This window comes from Pigmentiphaga sp., assembly GCF_033795525.1.
Taxonomy (GTDB): Bacteria; Pseudomonadota; Gammaproteobacteria; order Burkholderiales; family Burkholderiaceae_B; genus Pigmentiphaga.
The window spans coordinates 771,892-788,039 of record NZ_JARYGM010000001.1 but is presented as its reverse complement, the minus strand read 5'-3'; the positions used below and the strand labels follow the sequence as shown (position 1 = coordinate 788,039).

Sequence of the window (16,148 nt, the reverse complement as noted above, 5' to 3'; positions counted from 1 at the left end):
CATGAATCCCTTTCCTTCTCGTGCCGCAGCGGGCGCCTGCCTGCTGCTGGGCGCGCTCGCCGCCGGACCGGCCCTGGCGCAGGAGTTTCCGCAGCAATGCCAGGTGCTGAGAATCATCGTTCCTTATTCTCCCGGCGCTTCGGCGGACCTGGCGGCCCGGGTGGTGGCCGAGCGCCTCGGGCCGGCCTTGGGCAAGAGCATGGTGGTGGAGAACAAGCCGGGAGCCAGCGGCAACATCGGCACGGAAGAGGTGGCGCGCGCCCGGCCGGATGGATGCACGCTGCTGATGAACGGCACGGTCATCGCGACCTTCGTCCACAGCTTTCCCAAGCTTGGCTACGACCCCTTCAAGGATCTGGCGCCGGTCGGCAGCGTGGGTATCACGCCCACGCTCACCGTCGTACCGGCCAAGAGCCCGTTCAACAGTTTTGGGGACCTGGTCTCGGCCGGGAAGGCCAAGCCTGATACCCTGAACTACAGCATTGCGGGCTACGGCCTGCAGCAGCACCTGGCGATCGAAGAAGTGATGTCGCGCACCGGCGCCAGGTTCGTCTACGTACCCTACAAAGGGGCGGGCGGCGCCGGGATGGCGGACCTGCTCGCGGGGCGCGTGGACTTCGCCAGTTTCCTGGCGGCAACGGTGGCGGGCTTCATCAAGAATGGCCAGCTGCGGGCCCTGGCGGTCATGCAGGATAAACGTTCACCTTTGTTCCCCGACCTGCCCTCGACCGGTGAGCTCGGCCTGAAGGGCTTGTATGGAGGCGTGCATTTCCTGCTGTTTGCCCCGGCCAAGACGCCCCGGGCCGTGGTGGATCGGATCGATGGCGCGCTGGCGAAGGTGATCGGGTCGCCCGACGTCAAGGAGCGCCTGGCCGGTGCCGGCATGGAGGCAACCGTGATGTCTTCGGCGCAGATGGCGGCCGAGATGCAGGCGCTGTCGGATGCGCTCGCGCCGACGATCAAGCGGCTCGGCATCCGGTTGGAATAGGTCATGGCACGACGCAATTATGTATTGGTGCACGGTGCCTGGCATGGCGGATGGTGTTGGCGCCACGTGGCCGGACGGCTCCGGGAAGCCGGCCATGCAGTCTTCACGCCGACCTTGACCGGCCTGGGCGAACGGCGGCACTTGTTGCACGAGGGGATCACGCTGGACACCTTCGTGCAGGATATCGCCAATGTGCTGCAGTCCGAAGAGCTTCGCGACGTCTACCTGGTCGGCCACAGCTTCGGGGGACGCGTGGCGTGCGGGGTGGCGGACCGGCTGCGCGCGTGCCTGCGCCGGCTGGTCTTGCTCGATGCGGGCCTGCCCGAGCCCGGCAAGGCGGCGTGGGACGCACTGCCCGCTGACGTACGGGAGGCGCGTCTGGCCGATGTGCGTGCCGCCGGCCAGGGCGGCGCCATTCCTCCGCCGCCGGCGCAGGCCTTCGGGGTGGCGGATCCCCACGCGGCGGCCTGGCTGGCGCGCCGGCTTACGCCGCACCCGCTGGGCGCCTATACCACGCCGCTCCAGTTGTCGAACCCGTTGGGCAACGGCCTGCCTGTGACCTACATACGCTGTACCGCGCCGGCCTATGGGCCGATAGCCGACAGCGCGGCGCAGGCCCGCGCGCGAACCGATTGGCAGTACCTCGAACTGGCCACGGCCCACGACGCCATGGTGACGGCGCCCGATGCGCTGGCCCGGATGCTCCTGGAGCTGGACTGAGCAAAAGCCGGCCCGCCGCATCCTTCCTTCATCCCCGCTTCAGCAGCGCGCCCAGCTGCGCGTGCAATTGTTCCAGCCGGGCCCGCTCGACCAGCACCAGCTCCTGGGCAGGGTCGGTCTTGCCATGGCTTTCATGGACAACTGCCGGCTGCCCCGACGCCGCCGCCTCCCGGACCAGCATTGCCCGCGAGTGCGCCGTCAACTGTGCAATGCATTCCAGGAAAACGCCCCGCTTGGATGCCGCCAGGCCCTCGAGCCATTCGGCGTTGCGCTCCACGGCGTCGGCGTGGATGCGCGCGTGCATCTCCGTCCCTGTGCCGGTCAGCAACAAGTAGAACGAACGCTTGTCGACCGGGTCGGGGTAACGCTCCAGCAAGCCCCGTTCTTCGAGCTTGACGACCAGCCGGCTGCCATTGCTCTTGTCCAGTCCAAGCTCGGAACACAACTTGCGCAGCGAGATGGGCGCTTGCGCGCCGACGATACCGAGGATGTGGCATTCGACGCTGCGCAGACCAAAGCGCCGCTGGTGCCGCAGTTCATTGCGGCTGGCAACCAGGGCGGCAAGCATTTCCAGCTGGAAAGCCGGAAGCGTCTTGAAGGAAGGCGGCTTCTTCTTGGGTGCGGGCATGGCGCGGGGCTGGCGGAAAAGCCCAATGATAGGGGGAGGTCTGGCGCCCGGTCGATACGGAATCGATGAGCAAACATCGTTGACATTGCAATGACATAGCGATATTTTCCGTTTTCGTTGTTATTACATATACATCGGGCCGACTCGTGCATAGAGCGCCAAGCGCCATGGCCCGGAGGAGACAGACATGGCCAGCATCGGCAAGGCAAGGCGGAGCTTGGCAGTCGCCGCCCGGTACGGGGCAGTGGTTGCCGTGGCACTGCTGGGGGCTGCCTGGGCTCCGGCCCGGGGGGCGGAAGACGCGTTCCCGTCACGGGTGGTACGCATCGTGCCGTACGGCCCGGGCGGCAGCCCGATCGACGTGCTGGCGCGCGCCTATGCCGAGCGCCTGCGGCAGATATGGGGCCAACCGGTAGTGGTCGACCCCCGGCCGGGCGCGAGCGGCATACTGGCCGCAGATGCGGTGGCCAAGGCGCCGGCCGATGGCTATACCCTGCTCATCACCTTGCAGACCACCCACATCAACAACGCCATCTTGCACGAGAAGCTGCCCTACGATCCGGTCAAGGACTTCCAGCCGCTTTCGCAGCTGGCGATCGGGTCCGGGCCGGTGTTGGTGGCGCCCAAAGCCGCGCAGTTTTCCAGCTTGCGCGAACTGGTGGACTACGCTGCCAAGCGTCCGAGCCTGACCTATGGCACCTGGGGCAACGGCACCATCGCACACCTGTTCGGCGAGCTGTTCAAGCAACAGGCGGTACCCGGCCTGATACACGTGCCCTACAAGACCGAGTCCACCGCGCACCAGGATATGGAGGCGGGGCGCCTGGATCTGGCCTGGGCGAATCCGGGGACGGCCCGGACCATGTCCCGGGCCGGCCGGATGAAAGTGCTCGGCGTCCCGGGGCGGCAGCGTACGGAAATACTGTCCGACGTCCCCACGTTCCTGGAGCAGGGGTTCCAGGGCTTCGAGCTGGAGGGGTGGATCGGCGCCTATGCGCCGGCGGGCATACCCCAGGCCGTGCGGGACAAGCTCGTGTCCAGTCTGCAAGCCGCAACCCGCTCGCCCGAGGTAGCCGCGCGCATCGTCGATATCGGCTTCAGGCCGGTTGCCAACACGCCAGAGGAATTCGCGGCCAATGCCCGCATCGACTATGCCCGTTTCAAGCAGCTCGTGGATACCGCGGGCATGAAACCGGGCAACTGAGGGACGGCCGATCCCGTACGCATCGCGCGGGGCTCGGCATTTGGCAAGAAGAGCCTGGAACGCCAGGCCGCTTCGAAGGAAACGAAACATGATGAGTGCAACGCTGCCGGACACAGGTACTGCTTACGAGCGCAAACCGCCCAGCTACCATGCCGCCCTGACCGAAGTGACACGAGGCACGCCCATGGGCGAGCTGCTGCGCCGGTATTGGCACCCGATCGGCCTGTCGAGCGACGCTACCGAGGTACCGCGCAAGGTGCGGGCGCTGGGCGAAGACCTGATACTTTTCCGCGACGGCAAGGGCAGGCCCGGGCTGGTGTATCCGCATTGCGCGCACCGCGGCACGTCGCTGTACTACGGCAGGGTGGAGCGGGACGGCATACGTTGCTGCTACCACGGCTGGCTGTTCGACGTGCAAGGGCATTGCATCGACCAGCCTTGCGAGCCGAATGGCGGCGCATCGCGCGACCGCGTGCGGCAACCGTGGTATCCGGTCGAAGAGCGCTACGGCTTGATCTTCGCCTACATGGGCCCGCCCGGGAAAAAGCCGGTCCTGCCCCGCTACGCCGCGCTCGAGGCGCTGGCCGAAGGCGAATTCATCGAGGCCAACGACCAGAGCATAGGCGGTGGCGGTCCGCAGATCATCCCGTGCAATTGGCTGCAGCACTTCGAGAACGTGGTGGACCCCTTCCACGTCGTGATCCTGCATTCGAGTTTCAGCGGGACGCAATTCGTGCCGCAGATGGGCGTGATGCCCGAAGTGACGTTCGACTATACGCCGGCGGGGGTCAGCGCCACTGCGGTGCGCCGGCTGGAAGACGGCAAGACGCTGCGCCGCGTGGGCGAGGCGGCGCTGCCGACGCTGCGGGTGATTCCGAGCCCGAGGCTGGCCCACTACGGCACCGTGGAGTCGCTGGGCTGGGTACTGCCCATCGACGACACCAGTTTCCGGATCTACACGGCGGGCCGGGTGCGCCGCGCCGGCGACATCGCGCGTTCGCGCTCGCGCATGAACGGCAAGCTATGGGAGGAACTGACCGAGGAAGAGCACCAGCGCATGCCGGGCGACTACGAGGCGCAGGTCAGCCAGGGCCCGATCGCCCGGCATTCGGAAGAGCACCTGGCGACCTCGGATCGTGGCCTGGTGCTGCTGCGGCGCCTGTTCAAGCAGCAGCTGGATATCGTGGCGGAGGGTGGCGACCCGATCGGCGTGAGCTTTGATCGGGATCAACCGCCTATCGTTTTTGCCGCAGGGAATTACCTCGAATAGACCAGGCGGAGCCGGCGTCCTGCCGGCTCCGGACCTCGGTCAGACGTCGAAGAACACCGTTTCCTTGCCGCCGTCGGGCGTGTCCTGGATACGGATGTCGAAGCGGTAGACGACCTTGCCGTCACGCTCTTCGCGCTTGGCGATCAGGGTGTCGCGGCGCACTTCCCATTCGATCCCGTTGATGATGGGATCCTTGGCGTTGGCTTCTTTCTCGTCTTCGAAGTAGACGCGGGTGTGCAGGCCGATGTTGATGCCGCGCGCGAACAGGATCAGGCAGATGTGGGGCGCTTGCATCGTGCCGGGCTTGGCGCCGGGCACGGCGCCGGGCTTGATCGTCTCGAAGCTGTAGAAGCCGGTATCGAAATCGGCGCCGGTGCGGCCCCAGCCGCGGAAGGCCGGGTCGATGGGTTTGTCCTGGGTATCGGCCGGATGGGCGTACTTGCCCGCGGCGTTGGCCTGCCAGATTTCGATCAGCACGTCGCGCAGCACGGTGCCGCTGCCGTCGAACACCTGGCCCTCGAGCCGGATGCGCTCGCCCTTGGTCTCGGGCTGGACCAGGTTGTTGTCGAAGTTGTTCTCGAAGATGTCGAAGCCGGCCTGCTTGGGGGCGAGCCCGATATGCACGTAGGGGCCGCCGGTTTGCGAGGCGGTTTCAGGAAGGAAGGTGATTTGGGTGCTCATGGTCCTGCCCTCGATCAGTTCTCAAACCAGGTGGCGGTGCGCCCGCGCACCGTGATGTCGAAGCGATAGCAGCGGCTATCGAGCGCGATGAAGTTGCCGATGTCCTGCATGGCGATCAGCCCGCGGATCTGGTCTTCGTTCTTGATGGTCTTGAGGATGGGGCAGTGCGGGATGAGCGGGTCGCCCTCGAAGTATTGCTGCGTGATCAGGCGTTGCGCCCAGCCGTCGGCCAGGATGGAGAAGTGGATGTGCGAGGGCCGCCAATCGTTGATGCTGTTGCGCCAGGGATAGGGGCCCGGCTTGATCGTGCGGAACATGTAGTAGCCGTTCTCGTCGGTGAGCATCCGGCCACAGCCGCCGAAGTTGGGGTCGAGGCTGCCGATGTAGGTATCGTTCTTGTGGCGGTAGCGGCCGCTGGCGTTGGCCTGCCAGACTTCGATCAGGGCGTTCTTGACCGGCCGGCCGAACTGGTCGCGCAGGAAGCCGTGGATGATGACGCGCTCGCCGACGGGCAGGCCGTCCTTGGCGAAGTTGGTGATGAGGTCGTTGTCCTTGGGACCGAGTTCCTCGGGCCGGAAGACCGGGGAGGTGATCTCGGACAGGGTGCCGACGTTGGAGATCAGCGCCTTGCGGGGCGAACGCAGCACGCTCGTCTTGTAGCCCGGGGTGTACGCGGGCGGATGCGCCTCGGGATCGCGTTGCACGAAGACGCCGGTCGTCGAGGGAGGCAGAAGGGGATTGCTCATGTCTCTGTACCGTTGTGTGGAAATGTTTGCAGCGGCAACTGTAGTCACCGCGGCCCACTGGGGCAAGTGAAGAATCTGCCGGTTTGGTATAACGTTCAGGAATACCTTGGCGGTTCAGGCGGGATCCCAGCCCAGATGCTCGCAGGCGGCGCGCCAGCGCACCGCGACACTGCGCACGGCGTCGGCCATGTCGCCGGCCAGTGGGCGGCTGGCTCCCGCCTGCGCCTGGGTGAACAGGCCGATGGCCTCGGTGGCCGCGCCCGGCACGCGCCGCGCCACCAGTATGCCGTTCTCGACGTCTTCCTTCACGGTGCTGAGGGAGGCGAACCATAGCGCATCGCTGTGCAGCGCGAGGTTGCGCGCCAACGGGACGGCCAGGGTTTCCAGCCGGTCATGGCTCGCGCCGGAGCGCAACTGACCCAGGAAGCTGTCGGCGGCCTGGTAGATGCTGGTGCCCGGCAGCGGCAGGATCACTGGATGGCCGGGGCTTTGCCAGGCCGGCCATTCGGTGCGTGCCAGCGGGTGCCGTGGATGCATGGCGACCACCAAGGGTTCGCTCCATAGCGGCTCGAAGCGCAGTTCCAGCATGTGGTCGGGTTCGGCCAGGCGTCCTACCACCACGTCGAGTTCGCCCTGGCGCAGGCGCGCCAGCAATTCGGGATTCAGGCCGGTCTCGAGGCGGACCGGCCCGTGCCGCCCGCGGGCACGCCAGCTTTGCAGGATCTCTTGGGGCAGGTCCACCGCCAGGGACGGCAGCAGGCCTATCTTGACGGCGTCTCCTTCGGGATCGCGCGCTTCGCCCAGCGCCATCTCCAGCGCCATGACGCCTTGCCGGGCATGCTGGACGAAAGCCATGCCCGCAGGCGTCAACACGACGCCGTGGCGCTGGCGGACCACCAGCGGCTTGCCGACGATTTCCTCCAGTTCCTTGATGATCTTGCTGACCGCCGGCTGGGTGATGGACAGGAATTCCGCCGCGGCGCGCATGTTGCCGTGTTGCGCGGTGGCGAGCAGGCAGCGGATGTGTTGCAGGCGGATGCGGTTGAGCTGCGGCGAGGTCATGCGGGGGTACCGGTAAAGCCGTGATGGTACGGCCTTCCCGCCCGGGCCGCCAGGATGCCTGCCGGCCCGGCTTCGTAATCATGCCGGGGAGCTAACGCCCCTTTGGCAGCGCGTACGCGACGACATAGTCGCCGCGGTCGGGCGATTGCCGCGCGCCTCCTGCCGAGATAACGACGAACTGTCGTCCGCTTTCCGGGGAAACATAGGTCATGGGGGTGGCCTGCGCGCCCACGGGGAGCCGGCCTTTCCACAGTTCCTTGCCGGTATAGAGGTCGAGCGCGCGCAGGTAGTAGTCCTGGGTGCCGGCGTAGAAGACCAGCCCGGAGGCAGTCGTGAGCGGGCCACCCAGCGTCGGCATGCCGATCGGGATCCGCAGCCCGGTCTTGATCCCCAGCGGGCCGGTGTCTTCCAGCGTGCTTATCGGCGCCTGCCAGGCGATCTGCCGTGTCTTCAGGTCGATCGCCGTCATGGTCCCGTACGGGGGCGCATGGCAAGGGACGCCCAGTGGCGACATGAAGCCGTTTTTCGAGATGCCGTAGGGCGTGCCTTCTTGCGGCGCGTAGCCTTCATGGACCGAGGCGGCCTGGGCCGGGTCGGGGGTCTCCTGGCGGGGGATGAGGCGGCCCCATTGCGGCATGCGGATGTCGTTGATGACGAGGTAGTCCACCGTCGGCACGACCGAAAGGCCGCCCCAGTTCATGCCGCCGTAGTATCCCGGAAAGATCAGCGTGCGCCGGTCGCTGCGGATAGGCGTGAAGTCGCCTTCATAGCGCATTTTCCGGAATTCGATGCGGCACCAGAGCTGGTCGAAGAACGTGGCCCCCCACATGCTGGCCTCGGTGAAGGGCTTGGTGCCGATGCCCGGCATGCCGACCGAATACGGCTGCGTGGGCGACGTCCAGTCGCCTTCCTGGGCGCCCTGCGGTACCGGTACTTCCTTGACCTCGGCCAGCGGCGTGCCGTCGCGGCGATCGAGCAGGAAGATCTGTCCGCGCTTGGTGCCCTGGATCAGCGCGGGGACGGTGCCGCCCTTGCCGTCCGGGACGTCGTACAGCGTGGGGGGCGTGCCTACGTCATAGTCCCAGAGGTCGTGGTGGGTCGTCTGGAATTTCCAGCGCTCGCGGCCGGTTTCGATGTCCAGGGCGACGATCGAGGACGAATATTCCTCGGCCGCCTTGCTGCGATGGGCGCCCCAGAAGTCGGGCGGCGCGTTGCCGGTGGGCAGGTATAGCAAGCCAAGCTGGTCGTCGTAGGCGGGGGTGGACCAGACGTTGGGCGTGCCGCGGGTATAGGAGCCGCCCGCCGGCGGCTCCTTGACGATGGCCGGATTGCCCAGATCCCAGGCCCAGACCAGCTCGCCGGTGCGGGCGCTGAATGCGCGCACCGCGCCCGAGGGCTCGTCCACCGCGCGGTTGTCGTAGACCCACCCGCCGATGATGATCAGGTCGCGCGCTACCGTGGGCGCCGACGTCTGGAAGTAGTAGCCCGGCTTGACTTCGCCCATCCCGGCTTTCAGGTCGACCGTTCCGCCGTTGCCGAATTCGGCGCACGGCCGGCCCGTCCTGGCATCGAGCTGGATCAGGCGGGCGTCGATGGTGCTCAGGACGATGCGTTGCCGGCAGGCCGCGCCGGCCGGGGCGTTCTGCATGGACGCGCCGGCGTCGTAGTAACCGACGCCCCGGCAGCGCTGCCAGACAGGCGAGCTGGCCTTGGGGTCGAATTTCCAGCGCTGTTCGCCCGTTTCGGCATCCAAGGCAAAGACCTGGTTGTGCGGGGTGCACAGATATACCGTGTCGCCGACCTGGATGGGCGTGTTCTGGTCTTCCGCGCCGTTGATCGCCGGTTCGCCCGTGCGGAAGGTCCACGCTACCTGCAAGGTCCCCACGTTGCTTTTATCAATCTGCGTGAACGGCGCGTAGCGGGTGCCGGCGGCATCGCCGCCGTAGTATTGCCAGTCTCTGCCCGAGGCCGCCGCCGGCACGGCGCTGGGCATATCGCCCGTGGCGCGCACGGTAAAGTGCGGCTGGAACATGAGCACGCCAAAGCCGGCCAGCGCCAGCACCATCAGCCCCGCTACCGTGAAGGCCGGCGTGTTGCCGCCGGCGCGATCCGGCCTTCTCAGGAGGGGGTGGAGCAGGGCTGCCGCCAGCGCCAGCACGATGACTCCGACCAGGCGCGGCACCAGTTGCCAGAAATCCAGGCCCACTTCCCAGAATGCCCATAGCAGCGTGCCGATGAACACCAAGGCATACAGCCATGCACCTGCGCGCCGCCTGCCGGCATACATCAGGCCGGAAAGCACCAGCCCCAGGCCGGCGATGAGGTAATACCACGAGCCCCCCAGCGATATCAGCCGTGCGCCTCCGATGACGAGGGGCAGGCCGACCAGGGCCAGCACGATGCCGAAGATCGACAGCGGGAGGCTGCGGCCCCGGCGCGGGGGAAGGGAGGCGGGATCGGTCATGGACATCTCCAAGAGGGTGGCCTTCCGCGAGTGCAAAGCCCGTTGCACGGTTCCTGCATAGCCGCCTGGCAGGGCGGGCGCCGCGGCGTGGCCCGCTGCTGGCGTCTTGTTCTTATGTCATGCAAACATAACCTTTGGCCCCGTAACCGTGTGTGACCGCGCAGGCTGGCCATGCCGCCGACAAGGGTTTTCCCTTAATCGGTGACGCATTACGGGTAGAATGTGCGCCCTCCTTCCCCTAGGTTGCTTTCATGTCCCGATCTGCCCTGACCATCGTGCTGGCATTGCTGACCATGGTCGGGCCGCTAGGCATAGACGCCTACCTGCCGTCGTTCCATGCCATCGGCGCATCGCTGGGCGCTTCGCAGCTTGCGGTCCAGCAGACCCTGAGCTTCTATATGGCGGGCATGAGCATCATGATGCTGTTCTACGGGACGCTGTCGGATTCATTCGGCCGGCGGCCGGTGATGCTGGTATCGCTGCTGCTGTTCACGGTGACGTCCGTGCTGGCGGCGCTGGCGACCAGCATCGAAATGCTCGTCGCGGTCCGCGTGTTGCAAGGACTCTGCGGCGGAGCCGGCTTGGTCATCGCCCGCGCCATGGTGCAGGACCAGTTCCGCGGCGGCGACGCCCAGCGGATGATGGCGATGATTACGATGGTGTTCGGCCTCGCGCCCGCGCTGGCGCCGGTATTGGGTGGATGGCTGCAGGCAGCGTTCGGCTGGCGCGCGGTATTCTGGTTCCTGGCCTTGTTCGGCGCCGGCATGTGGGCGGTCAGCCGCAGCGTGTTGCGCGAGACGCTGCCGCTGGAGCAGCGGACCCCGTTCAATCTGCGCAGCATCAGCGCCAACTACCTGCGGTCGCTTCGCAGCCCGCGCTTTCTGTTGATGGCGGGCGGCATCGCCATGGTCTTCTCGGGGCTGCCGCTGTACGTCGGCTCCGCATCGGCCTACGTCATGAACATCCTGCACCAGCCCGAAACCGCGTTTGGCTGGCTGTTCATTCCGATGGTGGCGGGACTGATGGCCGGGTCGGCCACCGCCAGCCGCCTGGCGCATCGCATTCCGCCCGACCGGATGATCCGGGCCGGTTTCGCCGTCATGGGCCTGGGCGTTGCCAGCAGCCTGGCCTACGTCAGTATCTTCACCCCCGCCGTGCCGTATGCCGTGCTTCCCTTCATGGTGTACACCTTCGGCCTGTCGTTGTCCTCGCCCAGCATGATGGTCATGACCTTGAGCGTGTTTCCCGAGATGCGGGGCCTTGCCGCATCCATGCAGGGATTCATGCAAATGCTGTTGTTCGCATTCATTTCCGGCCTGGTGGCGCCGCTGGTGTTCGGCACGGCGCCGGGGCTGGCGCTGACCCATGTCGCCGGCCTGGCGATCGGCATCGCGCTATGGGAGGCGGGCGCGCGCTTCAAGGCGCCGCCGCCGGTGGCGGCGGCCAGCGCCAAGCCGTGATGGCGGTGGGCTAGCGCGCCATGCGCGCTGCGGCCCCGCCTGGTTGCCCGCGGTACACCGATCAGTGGCGGTGTTTTTGCATGGCTTCGCGATCCAGCATCTTCTGGGTATCCGAATCCCGTATGGCCTGCTGCTGGAGCATGCACTGGTCGTAGGTCGGCGTGCCCCGTGCGATCCCCAGATTGTCGCAGGCATGCTGGTACTCCTCCCGCTCCATCTTGTCGAAGTCGATTGCGCCGCATCCTCCAAGCATCGTTGCCATGAGGAGCGTAGTGGCCAGGTGCCGAACGCGAGCAGCTTTCATTGTTTTCAATCTCCGTGTGTGGTTCTGAGAAAATGCATGATTTCTCAGCGGTATTTACATCCCGTATTTCCCGGACGATAATGGTAGCAATCACTCACACATAGATTCCCGGATCGACAAATAAGACGATAGGAATCTGACAAACGATGGCTTCCTGATAGGGCAGGCAGCTCATCGTTGGAGAGACATTGCGGTATGTGCGAAGCCTGCAGGGCGAGCGTGCTGCTGTTCTTGCGGGGGCGGGGCAGTTCGCACTGCATTTCACGGGGAACGATGAAGCGGAGGGAGCGTTCCGATGTCCGTGTTACTCGACGACATTCCCGATCAATGGGGACCCAAGCTAGAACTGCCCGGCGGGGCGGCGACTCGTACGCGGACCGGACCTAACGAAATTTTCCTTCGTCCCCCGGTCCATTTGGCCCTGATGCTGCTCACGCCGCAGCCCGGTCGCCAGATCTCTCTGAATAGCGATAGCCGCATGACGGGCCTGGCGCCATCGGGTGCATTGGAGATCATCCCGACCGGCTCTGATTTTTCCGCCCGGTGGTCCGTCCAAAAAGAAAACGTGCTGGTCGCGTTGGATCCGCAGCGTTTCTCGACCCTGGCGGGCTTGGAATTCGGCCGTACCGATTTCGAGTTGCACCCGCCCCGGCTGGGAACGCTCGATGCGCGGGCATTTCCCCTCGCACAGATGCTCAAGGAAGAGCTGGAGCGCGGCGAAAGCGCGAACCGCCTGTGCGTGGACGCCCTGCTGACCCTGTTCTCAGTCCATCTGCTTCGCCACTACTCGACGCTGGCGAAGCGGGGCGGCTCCAGGCCCAAGGGCGGGTTGGCGCCATTTACCTGGCGACGGGTGAACGACTACATCCACAGCTATATCGCCGACGACATTACGATCGAACAACTGGCCAGCGTCGCTCGCCTGTCGCCCAGCCATTTCCTGCGGGCATTCCGGCAGACCTGCGGCCAGCCGCCCCACCAGTACATACTGACGGTCCGCACTGCGCTGGCCGAACGGCTGGTGACGACCACCACCTTGCCGCTGGGAGAGATCGCCAGGTCCGCGGGTTTTTCGAGCCATAGCCACATGACGGCCGTGATGCGCCGGCTGCGGGGCGCGACCCCGACGCAATTGCGGCGCGATGCGCTGGGGAAAAACGGGAAGGACCTGTAGGCGCCCGGGGAGTGATGCCCGGGGTGCCATAGCGTCCGCGCGGTCAGTGGTTGATGGCGATGATCCTGATGTCCTTGCCGGTGCCGATGCCGGAGAACCAGATTTCGCCCGAACCGATCGAGATGCCCTGCCAGTTGGCGAAGAGCTCGGGGTAGGTTTGCGCCGCGATTGCGCGTTTGACCTCCGGTGTCATGATCTGGTCGTAGTCGGCGACGAAGTGCCCGGCGTCGCGGATGGTGTGCGCCTTGCCGCCTAGCCGCGCCCGGAAGGGATATTGCACCATCGCGGCCACGGCCGCCTTGTCGTCGGTGGCCACGGCCTTCTGCAGTTTTTCGAAGAAGTTCCGATAGGGCACGTGTTCGCCGAAAAGCGTGTCCAGTCTCGCGTCCATGTCGGCAGCGCTTTGCGCGTGGGCGAGCGCAGGAAGGCTTGCCGCCAGCCAAACTGCCATGCAGGCTCCTAGCAACCGTCGCATCATTCCTCCGTGTCGTTCATGATGAGTGCCGTTCGCATCAGTGCGTCACGACATAAGCGAAACAGCGGGCCAGGTCGGTCGGCGCGCCGAGGCGTCTCGCCCATTTGGCGAGGGCCGGCTGGTCCGACGGCGAGGCCCATCCGCCCCATGCCTCTTTGAAGCGCTTGTGGCCGTCGACTTCTTGAAAGAAGAGAACGCCGGGATCGGTGCGCGGTGTTCCGGCGTGGACTGCGCTCCAGTCGCCACTGCGCAGGTAGCGATACAGCACGATCTCGGAAGGCTTCACGCCATGGCCGACGACCTCGGCCACCAATGTCGCGTAGTCGGCTTTTTGGGCGGCGCTCAGATCGGCGGCCACGCCGGTGCACGGCGGTTCGGCCCGCGCCTCCCAGGCCATCAACAAGAGTCCTGGCAAAAGCCAGGTAGCGGCGGCCTTTGGCAGGCTGCGCCGGGGTGTTCCGGTCCGTGGTCCGCTCACATTTCCTCCGGTTGAAAGCGCCGCCGCGTGGCAATGGCATTCGATCCCTCGGCGCCATTTCAGCACGGGCTGCCGGGAAACGATAGCGACCGCGGCATTTTCCGAACGGATCGCAACAACACGGTGAGTTTTTGATAGCCATCGGTAGAGCCGGGGCCGCCCAGGCGGCCCCGGCTCCTGCGGCCTGATCAGGCCGCCCGGGCTTGCTGAGCCGGTTCGACAAGCGCCCGGTGTACGCGCGCGAGGACGTCGGGATCGTCCAGCAGCCGCATCCGCCTGGTGTCATCCAGGTTTTCCGGCCCGGTTTCGAGCGTTTGCCTGACCATGTCGGCGCGTGCGGCCTCGATCAGCGGATGGCCTGCGCGGTGGCGTCCCGTTGCCACGGCACGCGCGAGGACGTTGATCACCGGATCGATCAGCGCGTCCATGAAGCCGCGCGCCGGGCGCGCCTGGTTTTGATCGTTGTAGCGCTCGGTGTCGCTGAGCTCGCGCGGCGGCGAGGTTTCTTCCGGGATGCAGAACAAGCCATCCTCGAAGGCGCCGCGGCCCAGGCTTACCCGGCTGGAGAGCACCGACAGCGGGATCGCCAGCAACAGCGAGGCAAGGATAGGAATCATCCACCACAGGAAGTTCGGGTTCAGCCAGGCGACCAGCAGTCCCCAGCATATGCCCAGCAGGGTCTGCAACCCGTGACGCTTGAAGGCCTCGCTCCAGGGCGTTTCGTTATTGGCCCGCGCCGGCGACTTCCACTGAACTTTCCACCCCAGGAAGGCCGCCACCACGAACCGGGTATGGAACAGCATCCGTATGGGCGCCAGCAGCATGGAGAACAGCACTTCCAGCAGCATGGACGACAACAGCTTGCCGGCCCCCGCGTAGCCCTTGGATCCCTTGACCCAGACCAGCAGCACGCTCAACACCTTGGGCAGGAACAGCAGCACCACGGTAGTCGAGAACAAGGCAATGGCCTCTTCCGGATGCCATTGCGGCCAGATCGGGAACAACTGGTGGGGCGTCACGAAATACTGCGGTTCCGTCAGCGTGTGCACCGCGAGCAGGGCGGTGGACAGGGCGAGGAACAGGAACCACAGCGGCGCCGACAGATAGGACATGACCCCGGTCAGGAATACTGCACGGTGCACCGGATGCAGGCCGTTGATGGCGAACAGCCGGAAGTTCATCAGGTTGCCCTGGCACCAGCGCTGGTCGCGCTGCAGTTCGTCCAGCAGGTTGGGAGGCAGCTCTTCGTAGCTGCCCGGCAGGTCGTAGACGATCCACACGCCCCATCCGGCACGCCGCATCAATGCCGCTTCGACGAAGTCGTGGGACAGAATCGCGCCGGCGAAGCTGCCCTTGCCCGGCAGGGGAGCCAGCGCGCAATGCTGGATGAACGGCTCGAGCCGGATGATGGCGTTGTGGCCCCAGTAATGGGATTCGCCCAGTTGCCAGAAATGGAGCCCCGCGGTGAACAGCGGTCCGTAGACGCGGGTGGCGAACTGCTGCACCCTCGCATAGAGGCTGTCCATGCCGGAGGCCCGCGGAGCGGTCTGGATGATGCCGGCTTCGGGGTTGGCGTCCATCAGCACCACCAGGCGCTTCAGGCATTCGCCGCTCATCACGCTATCGGCGTCGAGCACCACCATGTAGTCGTACTGACCCCCCCAGCGCCTGCAGAAATCGTCGATGTTGCCGCTCTTGCGCTTGACGCGGCGCCGTCTGCGCCGATAGAAGATGCGGCCGAAGCCCTTGACCGTCTTGCACAACTCCACCCAGGCCTGTTGTTCCTGGATGCAGGTGTCGGGCTTGTAGCTGTCGCTGAGGATGAAGAAGTCGAACTTGTCGAGCACGCCCGCCCGTTCCACCGACTCGTAGGTGGCGCGCAAGCCGGCGAACACCCGCCCCACGTCCTCGTTGCAGATAGGCATGACGACGGCCGTGCGGCTCTTGGGCGAGATGGGCACGCCCTCGGCCACGGTGGCCGAGATGCTGTAGCGGTCCCGGCCCATCAGCAGCTGCAGGAATCCCATCAGCGCGGTCCAGAACCCCGCCGAGACCCAGCAGAAAAGCAGCGCGAACAAAAGCAGGATCGCGATTTCGAGGATCTGCCCGCCCTGGTAGGGCAGCACCGCTTTCATGTACCACGTGGCGACCGAGGTCTGCACCAGCACGGCTACCAATAGGATCATCCGGCGCAGCCGGCCGGCGGCTTTCCAGCGTGGCTCGGGCGGCCGGGACAAGCGCTCGGCGCGCGTCTTGTGCATCTGGCCGCGCATCCGCCGCCAGCCGCGCACGAACGGATTGGTGACCCAGGGCTCGGGCACCATGGACGAGCGCTGGATGGCCGGCGCGGTCTGGACGCACACCCGGCCGGCCTCGTCGCGGCGGATGACGCCGTATTCATCGAGCTCGGGGCCGTAGGCCTCGACCAGCGTCCGCTCTACGGCGGCCGCCTCGCCCTGTTGCACCGAATCGTCGTTCACAGTCCCGGCCATGG

The 16,148-nt window shown here is 66.0% G+C and carries 15 protein-coding genes; 6 read left to right on the top strand and 9 right to left on the bottom strand.

Features of this window, described 5'->3' with window-relative positions; all coding sequences use genetic code 11:
- Position 1: 1 nt before the first annotated feature.
- Together QHC78_RS03740 and QHC78_RS03735 are read left to right on the top strand one after the other, a co-directional pair.
- Positions 2–988, top strand: a complete 987-nt coding sequence (locus tag QHC78_RS03740; protein WP_319742514.1) for a Bug family tripartite tricarboxylate transporter substrate binding protein — start codon at positions 2–4, stop codon at positions 986–988.
- A gap of 3 nt (positions 989–991) precedes the next feature.
- Positions 992–1,708: an alpha/beta fold hydrolase gene (locus QHC78_RS03735; RefSeq protein ID WP_319742513.1), complete on the top strand. Its 717-nt coding sequence runs from the start codon at positions 992–994 to the stop codon at positions 1,706–1,708.
- A 28-nt stretch (positions 1,709–1,736) separates the two neighbouring features.
- Here QHC78_RS03735 and QHC78_RS03730 read toward each other — a convergent pair whose 3' ends face one another.
- Complete coding sequence (locus QHC78_RS03730) at positions 1,737–2,336, bottom strand: MarR family winged helix-turn-helix transcriptional regulator (protein WP_319742512.1); 600 nt, start codon at positions 2,334–2,336, stop codon at positions 1,737–1,739.
- A 187-nt stretch (positions 2,337–2,523) separates the two neighbouring features.
- Here QHC78_RS03730 and QHC78_RS03725 point away from each other — a divergent pair, with 187 nt between their 5' ends.
- Both QHC78_RS03725 and QHC78_RS03720 read left to right on the top strand, forming a co-directional pair.
- Positions 2,524–3,540, top strand: coding sequence for a Bug family tripartite tricarboxylate transporter substrate binding protein (locus QHC78_RS03725; RefSeq protein WP_319742511.1), 1,017 nt, complete (start codon positions 2,524–2,526; stop codon positions 3,538–3,540).
- An 88-nt stretch (positions 3,541–3,628) separates the two neighbouring features.
- Entirely contained in the window at positions 3,629–4,810 is a 1,182-nt protein-coding gene (locus tag QHC78_RS03720; protein WP_319742510.1) for an aromatic ring-hydroxylating dioxygenase subunit alpha, read from the top strand.
- Between the two features lie 39 nt (positions 4,811–4,849).
- Here QHC78_RS03720 and pcaG read toward each other — a convergent pair whose 3' ends face one another.
- The 4 genes from pcaG to QHC78_RS03700 all read right to left on the bottom strand — a co-directional run bounded on the left by pcaG (position 4,850) and on the right by QHC78_RS03700 (position 9,763).
- A complete protein-coding gene (gene pcaG / locus QHC78_RS03715) occupies positions 4,850–5,491 on the bottom strand; it encodes a protocatechuate 3,4-dioxygenase subunit alpha (RefSeq protein WP_319742509.1) in 642 nt (213 codons plus the stop codon).
- Positions 5,492–5,505: 14 nt separating this feature from the next.
- Positions 5,506–6,237 carry a protocatechuate 3,4-dioxygenase subunit beta gene (pcaH, locus tag QHC78_RS03710; protein WP_319742508.1) on the bottom strand — a complete coding sequence of 244 codons (732 nt, stop codon included), beginning with the start codon at positions 6,235–6,237 and terminating at the stop codon, positions 5,506–5,508.
- Between the two features lie 114 nt (positions 6,238–6,351).
- Complete coding sequence (locus QHC78_RS03705) at positions 6,352–7,299, bottom strand: LysR substrate-binding domain-containing protein (protein ID WP_319742507.1); 948 nt, start codon at positions 7,297–7,299, stop codon at positions 6,352–6,354.
- A 91-nt stretch (positions 7,300–7,390) separates the two neighbouring features.
- Positions 7,391–9,763, bottom strand: a complete 2,373-nt coding sequence (locus tag QHC78_RS03700) for a membrane-bound PQQ-dependent dehydrogenase, glucose/quinate/shikimate family (protein ID WP_319742506.1) — start codon at positions 9,761–9,763, stop codon at positions 7,391–7,393.
- A 251-nt stretch (positions 9,764–10,014) separates the two neighbouring features.
- Between QHC78_RS03700 and QHC78_RS03695 the strand changes: the two genes are divergently transcribed.
- Positions 10,015–11,223 (top strand): multidrug effflux MFS transporter, encoded by a 1,209-nt coding sequence (locus tag QHC78_RS03695; protein WP_319742505.1) that lies wholly within the window; start codon positions 10,015–10,017, stop codon positions 11,221–11,223.
- Between the two features lie 61 nt (positions 11,224–11,284).
- Here the strand turns inward: QHC78_RS03695 and QHC78_RS03690 are convergent, their stop codons facing one another.
- Complete coding sequence (locus QHC78_RS03690; protein ID WP_319742504.1) at positions 11,285–11,527, bottom strand: hypothetical protein; 243 nt, start codon at positions 11,525–11,527, stop codon at positions 11,285–11,287.
- Between the two features lie 295 nt (positions 11,528–11,822).
- Here QHC78_RS03690 and QHC78_RS03685 point away from each other — a divergent pair, with 295 nt between their 5' ends.
- Complete coding sequence (locus QHC78_RS03685; protein WP_319742503.1) at positions 11,823–12,701, top strand: AraC family transcriptional regulator; 879 nt, start codon at positions 11,823–11,825, stop codon at positions 12,699–12,701.
- 43 nt (positions 12,702–12,744) lie between these two features.
- Here the strand turns inward: QHC78_RS03685 and QHC78_RS03680 are convergent, their stop codons facing one another.
- From QHC78_RS03680 to mdoH, 3 genes are all read right to left on the bottom strand, one after another.
- Complete coding sequence (locus tag QHC78_RS03680) at positions 12,745–13,152, bottom strand: hypothetical protein (protein ID WP_319742502.1); 408 nt, start codon at positions 13,150–13,152, stop codon at positions 12,745–12,747.
- Positions 13,153–13,213: 61 nt separating this feature from the next.
- Positions 13,214–13,576: a hypothetical protein gene (locus QHC78_RS03675; RefSeq protein WP_319742501.1), complete on the bottom strand. Its 363-nt coding sequence runs from the start codon at positions 13,574–13,576 to the stop codon at positions 13,214–13,216.
- Between the two features lie 266 nt (positions 13,577–13,842).
- The gene (gene mdoH / locus QHC78_RS03670; RefSeq protein WP_319742500.1) at positions 13,843–16,146 is read right to left on the bottom strand and encodes a glucans biosynthesis glucosyltransferase MdoH; all 2,304 of its coding nucleotides are present in this window, start codon (positions 16,144–16,146) and stop codon (positions 13,843–13,845) included.
- Positions 16,147–16,148: the final 2 nt, after the last annotated feature.